11 protein-coding genes are annotated in these 12,506 nt (G+C 62.2%); 10 read left to right on the forward strand and 1 reads right to left on the reverse strand.

Going from position 1 to position 12,506, the window contains the following annotated elements; genetic code table 11:
* Positions 1-358: 358 nt before the first annotated feature.
* From FJ988_RS06305 to FJ988_RS06340, 8 genes are all read left to right on the forward strand, one after another.
* Positions 359-1,186, forward strand: a complete 828-nt coding sequence (locus tag FJ988_RS06305; RefSeq protein ID WP_140815892.1) for an aspartyl/asparaginyl beta-hydroxylase domain-containing protein — start codon at positions 359-361, stop codon at positions 1,184-1,186.
* A gap of 175 nt (positions 1,187-1,361) precedes the next feature.
* Positions 1,362-2,330 carry a helix-turn-helix domain-containing protein gene (locus tag FJ988_RS06310; RefSeq protein WP_140815893.1) on the forward strand — a complete coding sequence of 323 codons (969 nt, stop codon included), beginning with the start codon at positions 1,362-1,364 and terminating at the stop codon, positions 2,328-2,330.
* A gap of 132 nt (positions 2,331-2,462) precedes the next feature.
* Complete coding sequence (gene adh / locus FJ988_RS06315) at positions 2,463-3,980, forward strand: aldehyde dehydrogenase (RefSeq protein ID WP_140815894.1); 1,518 nt, start codon at positions 2,463-2,465, stop codon at positions 3,978-3,980.
* A gap of 130 nt (positions 3,981-4,110) precedes the next feature.
* Positions 4,111-4,473, forward strand: a complete 363-nt coding sequence (locus FJ988_RS06320) for a DUF779 domain-containing protein (RefSeq protein WP_181183439.1) — start codon at positions 4,111-4,113, stop codon at positions 4,471-4,473.
* Between the two features lie 108 nt (positions 4,474-4,581).
* Complete coding sequence (locus tag FJ988_RS06325; protein WP_140815895.1) at positions 4,582-5,562, forward strand: RluA family pseudouridine synthase; 981 nt, start codon at positions 4,582-4,584, stop codon at positions 5,560-5,562.
* Between the two features lie 43 nt (positions 5,563-5,605).
* Positions 5,606-6,481, forward strand: a complete 876-nt coding sequence (locus tag FJ988_RS06330; RefSeq protein WP_140816154.1) for a DMT family transporter — start codon at positions 5,606-5,608, stop codon at positions 6,479-6,481.
* Between the two features lie 110 nt (positions 6,482-6,591).
* Positions 6,592-7,383: an ATP12 family chaperone protein gene (locus tag FJ988_RS06335; protein WP_140815896.1), complete on the forward strand. Its 792-nt coding sequence runs from the start codon at positions 6,592-6,594 to the stop codon at positions 7,381-7,383.
* Positions 7,384-7,662: 279 nt separating this feature from the next.
* Positions 7,663-9,552: an MFS transporter gene (locus tag FJ988_RS06340; protein ID WP_140815897.1), complete on the forward strand. Its 1,890-nt coding sequence runs from the start codon at positions 7,663-7,665 to the stop codon at positions 9,550-9,552.
* Positions 9,553-9,635: 83 nt separating this feature from the next.
* Here FJ988_RS06340 and FJ988_RS06345 read toward each other — a convergent pair whose 3' ends face one another.
* Positions 9,636-9,830 carry a DUF2735 domain-containing protein gene (locus tag FJ988_RS06345; RefSeq protein ID WP_140815898.1) on the reverse strand — a complete coding sequence of 65 codons (195 nt, stop codon included), beginning with the start codon at positions 9,828-9,830 and terminating at the stop codon, positions 9,636-9,638.
* A gap of 308 nt (positions 9,831-10,138) precedes the next feature.
* Between FJ988_RS06345 and FJ988_RS06350 the strand changes: the two genes are divergently transcribed.
* Together FJ988_RS06350 and FJ988_RS06355 are read left to right on the forward strand one after the other, a co-directional pair.
* A complete protein-coding gene (locus tag FJ988_RS06350) occupies positions 10,139-11,176 on the forward strand; it encodes a glutamine synthetase beta-grasp domain-containing protein (RefSeq protein ID WP_140815899.1) in 1,038 nt (345 codons plus the stop codon).
* A 232-nt stretch (positions 11,177-11,408) separates the two neighbouring features.
* On the forward strand, positions 11,409-12,497 hold the full coding sequence (locus FJ988_RS06355; RefSeq protein ID WP_140815900.1) for a hypothetical protein: 1,089 nt from the start codon (positions 11,409-11,411) through the stop codon (positions 12,495-12,497).
* The last annotated feature ends 9 nt before the right edge of the window (positions 12,498-12,506 follow it).

Raw genomic sequence — 12,506 nt, forward strand, 5'->3', positions numbered from 1 at the left:
AGCTACGGTGCTCGTCGGAATACCGGTAACAAATCCGCCATCGACACAAGTACCAGGTTTGCTCTGGTCGTCGGTGGTCTCACCCCACCCCAGTTGGCAGACTTCGATTCGTTCGTCGAGACGCCCAGATCTTCTCCCCAACGCCCGAGCTTGTCGAGTTCTGCATTATCGCACCCTTGGGCTTCTGGATTTTGCCGTCCGCTTCATTGCCATTGTCCCGACTGTTTATGTCGATCGGCCACAAGGCCTTGCCATGGCATTGTGTGGGAAAACAAAAAATCCTATCAAGACGCACGGCTGGCGGGGGTCGCCGTGATTTGACTCATGGAACAGGGTCGCGCACCCGCGCGTAGCAAGAATGACAAAGCAAACCGTCAAAATCCTTCGCAAGGCTGCGATCGCAGTCGTGGTTCTCGCTGTAGCCTTCTATTTCATTCCCATCATCACCACGATCTGGGTTGTCTGCGGTCTGATTGACGTCATGCGCAACGACACCAAGGACCAGAACCTTTTCGAGCGCTATTTCCTCGGCAACGGCCTGTTCACCTGGCTGTTGTCGCCGTTCAACCTGATTGTCGACCTGCTTTGCTACCGCAATCCCGGCGTCTGGAAGCCAGAACAATTCCCCGAGGATTATCAGCGCGAGATCAACGAGATTCTCGGCGTCTTCAAGGCGCGCAAGGACGAGATCATTGCCGACATCGACGCCAATTTCGGCGCCGGCCGGCGCGGCATGTATGTCTACCAGTGGTACGGCAAGCACAAGATCGACAACGTCCCGGAATTCAACAAGGACTACAAATACATCAAGACGATCGCCGTCTCGGTTTTCTCCAAGCGCGAATCGACGTCCTGGCATTTCGGTCCGCTGAGGCTCAGCCTGCGCATCCTCTACAATCTGATCCCGGTGCAGGCCGAGATCTTCGTCCAGTGCGGCAGCAAGAAGAACTACTGGTTCGACAATCCGCTGTTCATCTTCGACGACACGCTGTTCCACCGCTCGGTCAACGAATATGACGGCCGCCGCTACTGCGTCTTCGTCGACATCATCCGCCCGTCTCCGTTCCCCGGGCTGATCGCGGGTCTTCTGGCCATCGTCTCGGTCAGTGTCGAGCGTATCAATTCCATCTTCTACAAGAACTGGAAGATGATCGGCTCGTCCAAGCCCAAGGCCGCCGCCAACTAATTGGAATGTGGCTCTCGTGATGGTTCGGCACGGCCTGCCGAACCACCGTCGCCTGCCTCTTACACCATCGTCCTATAGCGCCGGCAGATTCCAATCCCTAAAACTCTCCCATCGGATATATCCTAACGGATATAACGAGGAGCGGAAGGAGGTCCGCTCGCTGGGAGGATAGGATTTGAGCGGACGGCAGGCAGCCGTGCATGCGGATTTTGTCCAGGCTTCGATCGCCAGGAGCGATGCGGCCCATTCCGCGCTGGTCGCTTCGTGGCGGCGCTCTCTGCAATTGCATCACCTCGATCCGGCCGAGCGCAAGGCGCCCAGGCGGCTCACCGAAGCCGAGCTCAGACAGGCGCGCCAGCGCATGGAGGGGATGATCCATGCCGCCGAGGGCAGCCTCAACCGTCTCTATCTGGCTGTCGGCGGTGTCGGTTGCTGCGTCATGCTGGCGGACCGCGACGGCATTCCCGTCGAGCGCAGGGGCGCGGTGGCCGACGACGAGACCTTCGATGAATGGGGCCTGTGGACCGGCACCGTCTGGAGCGAGGACAGCGAAGGCACCAACGGCATCGGCACCTGCCTTGCCGACCAGCGGCCGCTGACCATCCATCGCGACCAGCATTTCTTCACCCGCAACACATTGCTCAGCTGCACGACCGCGCCGGTCTACGACCATGAAGGCAACCTTGCCGCCGCGCTCGACGTATCGTCCTGCCGTTCTGACCTCACCGAAGGTTTCGTCCAGCTTATCGCAGTCGCGGTGGGCGACGCGGCGCGGCGGATCGAGGCCGAGAATTTCCGCCTGGTCTATGCCAACGCCCGCATCCTTCTGGCGCCTGTAGCTGAGCGCAGCGCCGGCGCGCTGATCGCCGTCGACCAGGACGACCTGGTAATCGGCGCGACACGCACGGCGCGGCTGGCGCTGGGCATCACGGGCGAAGCCCTGGCCAAGGGCTTGCTGGCGGCCGATGTCCTCGGCGATCAGGCAAGAGCCGGGGAAGACTTGGAGGACGCCGAACGCGGCGCCTTGCAGCGGGCGCTGGCGCGCGCCGGCGGCAATGTCTCGGCGGCGGCCCAGGGCCTCGGCATTTCGCGCGCGACGCTGCACCGCAAGCTCGCCCGTTTCGGTATCCGCCGGCCGCATTGATTTCGTGACCTGTCGCAGTTCTGCGACAGTCGCGGACAACGATCGTTTTGCCCAGGGCTGACAAGCCAGACCCCATCCGCAACTCTTCCTGCCAACGCGCCGCATCCCGCGGCGTGCTTCAGGGAGGATGCGATGAACAAGGTGGAATTCTCGCGTACGGCCAAGGTTCCCTTCGCCAAGCGCTACGACAATTACATCGGCGGCAAATGGGCAGCCCCAGCCGCAGGCAAATATTTCGAGAACATCTCGCCGGTCACCGGCCGTCCGCTGGGCGAGATCGCCCGCTCCGACGCCAAGGACATCGACGCCGCACTCGATGCCGCGCACAAGGCCAAGGATGCCTGGGGCAAGACCAGTCCGGCGGCGCGCGCACTGATCCTCAACCGCATCGCCGACCGCATGGAGGAAAATCTCGACCTTCTGGCACTGGCCGAGACCTGGGACAACGGCAAGCCGATCCGCGAGACGACCGCCGCCGACCTGCCGCTGGCCGTCGACCATTTCCGCTATTTCGCAGGCGTCTTGCGCGGCCAGGAAGGCACGATCTCCGAGATCGACCACGACACGGTCGCCTATCACTTCCATGAGCCGCTCGGCGTCGTTGGCCAGATCATCCCGTGGAACTTCCCACTGCTGATGGCGGTGTGGAAGCTGGCGCCGGCGCTCGCGGCCGGCAACTGCGTGGTGCTGAAGCCCGCCGAGCAAACCCCGGCCACGATCATGCTATGGGCCGACCTGATCGGCGACCTTTTGCCCGAAGGCGTGCTCAACATCGTCAATGGGTTCGGCCTCGAAGCCGGCAAGCCGCTGGCATCGTCGAACCGTATCGCCAAGATCGCCTTCACCGGCGAGACGACGACCGGGCGCCTGATCTCGCAATATGCCAGCCAGAACTTGATCCCGGTAACGCTCGAGCTCGGCGGCAAGTCGCCCAACATCTTCTTCCAGGACGTGACGGCCGAAGATGACGACTTCTTCGACAAGGCGATAGAAGGTTTCGTCATGTTCGCCCTCAACCAGGGCGAAGTCTGCACCTGCCCCAGCCGTGCGCTGGTGCATGAGAAGATCTACGACAAGTTCATGGAAAAGGCGCTGAAGCGCGTCGAGGCGATCGTCCAGGGCGATCCGCTCGATCCGGCCACCATGATCGGCGCACAGGCATCGAGCGAGCAACTTGAAAAGATCCTGTCCTACTTCGACATCGGCCGCCAGGAAGGCGCCGAGGTGCTGACCGGCGGTGAGCAGAACCATCTGCCGGGCGACCTTGCCGGCGGCTACTACGTCAAGCCGACCGTGTTCAAGGGCAACAACAAGATGCGCATCTTCCAGGAGGAGATCTTTGGACCGGTCGTGTCGGTCACGACCTTCAAGGACGATGACGAGGCGCTGTCGATCGCCAACGACACGCTCTACGGCCTCGGCGCCGGCATCTGGAGCCGCGACGCAAACCGCTGCTACCGCTTCGGCCGCGCTATCCAGGCCGGCCGTGTGTGGACCAACTGCTATCACGCCTATCCGGCGCATGCAGCCTTCGGCGGCTACAAGCAGTCCGGCATCGGCCGCGAGACGCACAAGATGATGCTCGACCACTACCAGCAGACCAAGAACATGCTGGTCAGCTACAGCCCGAAGAAGCTCGGCTTCTTCTGATCCTCCCAGGGCGAAGGGCCAAGAGCGATTCCAGGAAAAGTGTGAATCGGTTTTCCGTCCGGAATTGCGTCAGAGAAGGGAGGGCACGGTTCGCTGTGCCCTCTCGCCGATTGTGCAAGTGGAGGAATTCATGAACAAGGTTTCAATGGGCAAGGTGTCGGCCACGCCGGAGGCCGAGGCGTTCCTCGCCGAAATCATCACCGATCACGGACCGGTGCTGTTCCATCAGTCCGGCGGCTGCTGCGACGGCTCGTCGCCGATGTGCTATCCGCGCGCGGAGTTCATGATCGGCGACAACGACGTGAAGCTCGGCGAGATCGGCGACACGCCGGTTTATATCAGCGCCTCGCAATACGAAGCCTGGAAGCATACGGACCTGATCATCGACGTGGTGAAGGGCAGGGGCGGTATGTTCTCGCTCGACAACGGCCGTGAGAAGCGTTTCCTGACCCGTTCGACGATCTGCGCCGTGCCCACGCCTTCGGGCAGTTGAACGAATAGCGCGGCGATTGGGGCAATCGTCGCGCTTTGTTGGGTCTTTGGCTCGCAACCTATTCGCCTTAGTGCTATGGCGCCGCTTTCAAACGGAAAAAGCGTATCCATGGCAGGTGTAGAACAGATCACGGTGGAGGCCGGCGAGGCGGGCATGCGGCTCGATCGCTGGTTCAAGGTCCACTATCCGGGCCTTGGCTTCGGCCATCTGCAGAAATTGTTGCGCTCCGGCCAGGTCCGCGTCGATGGCGGCCGGGTCAAAGCCGACACGCGCGTCGAGCCCGGCCAGACCGTGCGCATCCCGCCGCTCGAGGTCGACAAGAAAGGCGACACCGCGCTCACCGGCCACTCGATCCGCAACCAGGGCGATGCCGATGTGCTGGCCAAGATGCTGCTGCACGAGGATCCGAAAGTCTTTGTCTTCAACAAGCCGGCGGGCCTGGCGGTACAGGGCGGCTCGGGCGTCACCCGCAATGTCGACGACATGCTGGAAGCATGGCGCAACCAGAAGGGCGAGAAGCCGCGCCTCGTCCACCGCCTCGACCGCGACACTTCCGGCGTGCTGGTCGTCGCCCGCACCCGCCTTGCGGCGATGAAGCTGTCGGAAGCGTTCCGGGCACGCGAGACGAAAAAGACCTACTGGGCGCTGGTCAAGGGCGTGCCGGCCAAGCGCGAGGATAAGATCTCGACCTGGCTGATCAAGGAGCCGACCGAGGACGGCGACCGCGTGCGCATCGCCAAGCATGGCGAGAAGGGCGCCGACCACGCCGTGTCCTATTACCGCGTCGTCGAGCAGGCGGCGCAGTCGCTGTCCTGGCTGGAGATGGAACCTTACACCGGCCGTACGCACCAGCTGCGCGTGCACGCCGCCCATATCGGCTGCCCGATCATCGGCGACCCGAAATATTTCGAGGCCGACACCAATTGGGACTTTCCGGGCGGCATGCAGAACCGGCTGCATCTGCATGCGCGCCGCATCATCATTCCGCATCCGGACCAGGGCGTGATCGACGTCACCGCGCCGATGCCGCCGCATATGCGCCAGAGCTGGAACCTGCTCGGCTTCGACGAGCAGAGCGCGGAGGACTGACTTGGCCGTTGCGCCCGCATTGGATCGCCGCGACGCGGTCGACATGGCCGCGGCGGCCATCATGGTCGGCCTGACCTTCTCCTGGGGCCTGAATTACGTCGCCGCCAAGATCTCCTATGCCGGCTATGACCCGGTGTTTGTGTCGATCGCGCGTTCGATCCTCGGCGGGGCCTGCGTACTCAGCTGGTGCCGCCTGCGCGGCATCAAGCTGTTCGAGAGGGACGGCACGCTTGGCGCAGGCATCGTCGTCGGCGCGCTCTTCGGCGTCGAATTCCTGTGTCTCTATATCGGACTGGAATACACGACCGTCGCCCGCAACACGCTCCTGGTCAACACCATGCCGTTCTGGGTGCTGATCGGCGGCCATTTCCTGCTCGGCGAGCGCATCAACGCCCGCAAGCTCGGCGGTCTCATCCTCGCTTTCTGCGGCCTGGTGGCCGTGTTCTCGGACGGCGTGGTCACCGGCAAGGACGCGACGCTGACAGGCGATCTTCTCAGCCTGGGCTCAGGCGTGCTTTGGGCAGCGACCAGCATCTTTATCAAGCGTTCGAAACTGGTCGAGACCAGCGCCGAGAAGCTGCTGCTCTACCAGTTGGCCGGCGCGGCGGTCGTCGGTGTCCTGGTGATGCCTTTGGCCGGCCCTCCGATCCGAGACTTGACCGCGTTGCCGACGCTGGCGCTGCTCTTCCAGTCTTTCTATATCGTCGCCTTCACCTATGTATTGTGGTTCTGGCTGCTCAGGCGCTATCCGGCATCGGGGCTGTCGAGCTTCGCCTTCCTGTCGCCGGTGTTCGGCGTGCTGTGCGGCGCGGTGGTGCTGGGCGAGGCGCCGACGTTCAGGATCTTCGTCGCATTGGCGCTGATCGCCGCCGGCCTGATCATCGTCAACCGGCCGGCGCGCAGGCAGCCTGCCCCATAGACAGCTCGCCGTTTCAGGGAAACGGCAAGCACTCTATGCCCTTGTTTTTACGCAATTCCGGACGGAAAACCGTTACACACTTTTCCTGGAATTGCTTTAAGGAGTTCCAGATGCGCGACATTCTCGAAGACCTCGAAGCGGGAAAACTCCTCTCCGATCCCGATCCGGTGCGCCGTGCCCAGATCCAGATGAAGACGCCGCTGCCGAAGCGTTTTTACAAAAATGTCTCGGTGGCACCGGTCGAAAACGGCTTTGCGATCCATCTCGATGGGCGGCCGGTGCGCACGCCGGGCAAGGCGGTGATGATGCTGCCGACCGAAAAGGCAGCAACCCTGGTGGCGGGTGAGTTCTCTGCGCAGGCCGAAGTCATCGATCCGGTGACGATGCCGGTCATGCGCCTCGTCAACACCGCCATAGACGGTGTCGCCGCCGATCCGCAGGCGGTGCTGGAGGATGTGCTGCGTTTCGCTTCGTCCGATCTGCTCTGCTATCGCGCCGACGCCCCGCAAGGCCTGGTCGACCGGCAGAACAAGCACTGGGATCCAGTGCTGGACTGGGCGCGCGGCAACCTCGGCGCGCGCTTCAACCTTGCCGAGGGCGTCATCCATGTCGAGCAGCCGCGCGAGGCCATCGCCGTGCTCGGAGCGCATCTCGGCCAGCGTTCCGAACCGATGCGGCTCGCCGCCATCCACGTCATGACTTCGCTGACCGGTTCAGCGCTGCTCGCTCTCGCCGTCGATTTCGGCGAGATCGACGGCGAGGAAGCCTGGGCCGCCGGCCATGTCGACGAGGACTGGCAGATCGAGCATTGGGGCCAGGACGCGGAAGCCGTCGCGCGCCGCTCGGCCCGCAAGCGCGACATGATGGCGGCCGTCAGCCTGCTCGAGGCGCTAAAGGGCTAAAGCAATTCCAGGAAAAGTGCGAAGCGGTTTTCCGTCAGGAGTTGCGTCCAACAAAGAGATGCGGCGGTTAGCCGTTTCCGTGGAACGGCGAACCGCTCCAAGCGCGGCTTCGCACTGCACCTAATACCAAAGTCATAATCCCATCGTCGCGGTGCATTTCCACCGCGCTTTCTGCCATTTTTTCCCGCGTTGGCTGCGCTCTTGAGTCGTCCGGAGGAGTTGTAGACGCAGGCGCGCGGCCGTCGAGGACAGACGGGATTCCACGGGAGGACTTTTGAAATGGCAATGGCATCGACCGCCGGCGGGCAAAGCCGCGGCATGACGCGGGAGGAGAAGAAAGTCATCTTCGCCTCGTCGCTCGGCACCGTATTCGAATGGTACGATTTCTATCTCTACGGCTCGCTGGCGGCCTTCATCGGCTCGACCTTCTTCAGCCCGACGATCCCGGAAGCGACGCGCAACATCTTCGCCCTGCTGGCTTTTGCTGCCGGCTTCCTTGTCCGCCCATTTGGCGCGCTGGTCTTCGGCCGCATCGGCGATCTCGTCGGCCGCAAATACACCTTCCTGGTCACCATGACCATCATGGGCTTGTCGACCTTCCTGGTCGGCCTGCTGCCTGGCTATGCCAGTTGGGGCATTGCCGCGCCGGTGATCCTGATCGTCCTGCGCATGCTGCAGGGCCTGGCGCTGGGCGGCGAATATGGCGGCGCCGCGACCTATGTCGCCGAACACGCGCCGGACGACCGCCGCGGCTTCTACACCTCGTGGATCCAGACCACAGCGACGCTCGGCCTGTTCCTATCGCTGATCGTCATCCTGATCGTGCAGGGCTCGCTCAGCAAGGAAACCTACGCCGCTTGGGGCTGGCGCATTCCTTTCATCGTTTCCTTCGTGCTGCTCGCCATCTCGATCTGGATCCGTCTGTCGCTTTCGGAATCGCCGACCTTCCAACGCATGAAGGCGGAGGGCAAGGGCTCCAAGGCGCCGCTCTCGGAAGCTTTCGGCCAATGGAAGAACGCCAAGATCGCGCTGCTGGCCCTGCTCGGTCTCACCGCCGGACAGGCCGTGATCTGGTACAACGGCCAGTTCTACGCCCTGTTCTTCCTCACCAACGTGCTGAAGGTCGACGCCCAGACCGTCAACATCATGATCGCGATCGCGCTGGCGCTCGGCTCGATCTTCTTCGTCGTCTTCGGCTGGCTGTCCGACAAGATTGGCCGCAAGCCGATCATCATGGCCGGCCTTGCCTTGGGCATCGTCTGCACCTTCCCGCTGTTCAAGGCGCTGACCTGGGCCGCCAATCCGGCTCTCGCCACCGCTCAGCAGAACACGCGCGCGACGGTCACCGCCGCGCCCGGCGATTGCAAGTTCCAGTTCAACCCAGTCGGCACAGCGAAGTTCACGACGTCCTGCGACATCGCGACCTCGTTCCTTACCAAGAACTCAGTGCCTTACGACGTCGTTTCGACGGCGGCGCCTGGAACGGCGGCCACGGTCAAGATCGGCAACGAGACGGTCTCGTCCTATGACGCCGTCGCCGCCGGCGATCAGGCCAAGGCCAAGGACGCGGCCTTCGTCAAGGCGATCAACATGTCGCTCCAGGACGGCGGCTATCCGCTGAAGCGCGCCGCCGCCAAAGTGCCGGACCAGAAGCTCGACGCCTTCATCGCGGCCAATCCCGAACTGAAGCTCGACGCTGCAACCATCCGCGGCGGCGAGAAGGCTACGGTTCCGACCGACAAGGCGATCACCGACAAGTTGCTGACCAAGGATGAGGCAGCCGGCGCGCCTGAGATCACCGTCTACAACATTCCGGGCGGTGGCGCCTTCGCCATGACCGCCGATCCGGCGGCCATCAACTGGCCGATGACGATCGGCATCCTGTTTATCCTGGTGCTGTTCGTCACCATGGTCTACGGGCCGATCGCCGCGATCCTGGTCGAGATGTTCCCGACCCGTATCCGCTACACCGGCATGTCGCTGCCGTATCACATCGGCAATGGCTGGTTCGGCGGCCTGCTGCCGGCGACGGTGTTCGCGCTCAGCGCCTATAAGGGCGATATCTACTACGGCCTCTGGTACCCTGTGGTCATCGCCGCCATGTCGTTGATCATCGGCATGATCTTCGTCAGGGATACGCTCGGCACCGACCTGCACGCCAAGGACTGACCGGATCGGTCATCCTCTCAAACGGAACGCCCGGCGCGAGCGATCGCGCCGGGCTTTTTCATTGCCGAGACGGATGAGACGGATCAGCTCTTGAGCTGTCGGTTCTCTTCCTCGACGGCCGCTTCATGGTACCAGCCGTCGAAATCGACGGGCTCGCCGCGCAATGAAGCCAGCTCTGCCGCGAATTTCGCCTTGGCGCCTAAATTTGAGGCAGGCTTGCGTCCTGCCAACGGGAACATCAGGATTTTTGCCGTCGGACGGGCGGAGACGATCTCCATTGCCGGTCTCCTTTCTTTTTAAGAGGCTTTCCGATTCATCTTTCCAGCAATGTAGGTTCTGCGATTCATTTAGGCAATATGCCTATTAAAAGATCAATAAGTGCATATTATTTGTGCATAGAACGGCTCTGACTGATCGCAGCGCAGCGCTGAGGCGGCTCAGCAAAACCAACACGATCTCGTGACCATTTTGCCGCACCCGAGCGCGCGTGTGTGGCATACGAATTGCTTTTTAACGATCGGCAGGCCGGCTAGCCCGGCCATGCGTCGACACCGCATGCGGTGATCAAGCAACGAGAGGCTCTAGAATGACCAAATACAAGCTCGAGTATATCTGGCTCGACGGATACGTCCCGACCCCCAGCCTGCGCGGCAAGACCCAGATCAAGGAGTTCGCCGAGTTCCCGACACTCGAGCAACTGCCGCTCTGGGGCTTCGATGGCTCGTCGACCAACCAGGCCGAAGGCCACAGCTCCGACTGTGTGCTGAAGCCCGTTGCCGTCTACCCGGATCCGGCCCGCACCAACGGCGTGCTGGTCATGTGCGAAGTCATGATGCCCGATGGCGTCACGCCGCACGTCTCCAACAAGCGCGCCACCATCCTCGACGACGAGGGCGCCTGGTTCGGCTTCGAGCAGGAGTATTTCTTCTACAAGGACGGCCGTCCGCTCGGCTTCCCGGAGAGCGGCTACCCAGCGCCGCAGGGCCCGTACTACACCGGCGTCGGCTACAAGAATGTCGGCGACGTCGCCCGCAAGATCGTCGAGGAGCATCTCGACCTTTGCCTCGCAGCCGGCATCAACCATGAAGGCATCAACGCCGAGGTGGCCAAGGGCCAGTGGGAATTCCAGATCTTCGGCAAGGGCTCCAAGAAGGCCGCCGACCAGATGTGGATGGCCCGCTACCTGCTGCTGCGCCTGACCGAGAAATACGGCATCGACATCGAGTTCCATTGCAAGCCGCTCGGCGACACCGACTGGAACGGCTCGGGCATGCACGCCAACTTCTCGACCGCCTATATGCGCGAAGTCGGCGGCAAGGCCTATTTCGAAGCGCTGATGGCCCAGTTCGACAAGAACCTGATGGACCACATCGCCGTCTATGGCCCGGACAACGACAAGCGGCTGACCGGCAAGCACGAGACCGCGCCGTGGAACAAGTTCTCCTACGGCGTCGCCGACCGCGGCGCCTCGATCCGCGTGCCGCACTCCTTCGTCAAGAACGACTATAAGGGCTATCTGGAAGACCGTCGCCCGAACTCGCAAGGCGACCCCTACCAGATCGCTTCGCAGATCCTGAAGACGATCTCGGAGGTTTCGACCACGGCCGTTTCGGCTGCCGCCTGATTTCTTCGGCGGCCCAGGCTGCAAACCTGTGGCGCGACGAAAACGACAATGAAGCCCCGGCGGTCAACCGCCGGGGCTTTTTCAATGGCAGTTGCTCGCCGGAAGAATTCTCCGCGCCGCCGTCAGTCATCGATGACACCGGCCGCCTTCGATGTTGACAATCGGCATTTTACTTGGCGGCTTCGTGCAATTTTAAGGTGCTCCCTGTAGGTCAATACTAGGGAGATTGTGCATGCATCGGATCGGCACGCGATATCTGAAAATATTCACGGCGGGGCTGGCGTTCGGATTCTATCTGGTCGCGGCAAGCATACGCGGCTGGGGCACGGAACCGCTCACCGATTTCAGCAACGATGCCGTTATTCTGACGATACTGAAGGGCGGTATCGTGTTCGCTTTGATATTCACGCTGGGACACTTGGTGTTGCGCCAACTGGGCATCATCAAGGCCTGGGCCTATGCCGCGCTCGGGACGGTTTGCGCCTTGCCGCTGTTCATATCGCATCTTGCCTCCGGCACGTTCGCGGAACTGGCGGCGACTGGGAACGTGTCGACGGGTTTGTTCATCCCCGCATGCGTCGGTGCGACAATCGGCCTGGCTTATCGCAAGTCGGCCGGGATAGACGGCGTTGCCGAAGACCTCGATGGAATGAATGGAGCCTACCGCGGCCTTGCCTTCGCCGCCGGCGAAACAGGCACCGGATCGCATGGCCAGTCTGGCCGCGGACAACTCACATTTGGCAAGGCACTGGCCGCCGCCGGCACGGTTGGCGCATTCACGCACAAAGGAACGGAGTACTTCGACGGACCGCTGCGTGTGCGCACCTCACTGCTTTCTCTGCTCGGCGCGTCCTTGCTCGGTGCAGTCCTGAGCACGGTAATCCAGAGTATCCTTGATCTCGGATCGTACATGCGTGATCTGGAGCGCATGGGTAAATCCATACGTCCCGGAAATCTGTTCGATGTGCTGATGAGTGACCTTGTCGTGAAGGGAGCCATGGCTCTGTTCACGGGGGTGCCTGTCCTCATCCTCATTGCCGTCGCGCATTTCGGACTGCGTTCGATGGGCAAGACCGGATATCTGGGTTATGGCATCGCGGGATTGTTGGTGGCTCCCATCATGACACTCGTCACATTCGGCGCCGCAGGGCCGCTCTTGATTCTCGCCACTTTGCCGACCGTTTTGGGGGCGGTCATCTACCGCAAGTTTGCCGGGCTGGAACCTGTCCCGATCGCTGAGGACATCGTTGCGAAAAACCGCCGCGACCTTGTTGGCGCGGACCACGCACGTCGGAAGGCTGGGCGGGTCATAATCTCCTGAAGCAACTCA

The organism is Mesorhizobium sp. CU3 (assembly GCF_006442965.1).
Lineage (GTDB): Bacteria > Pseudomonadota > Alphaproteobacteria > Rhizobiales > Rhizobiaceae > Mesorhizobium.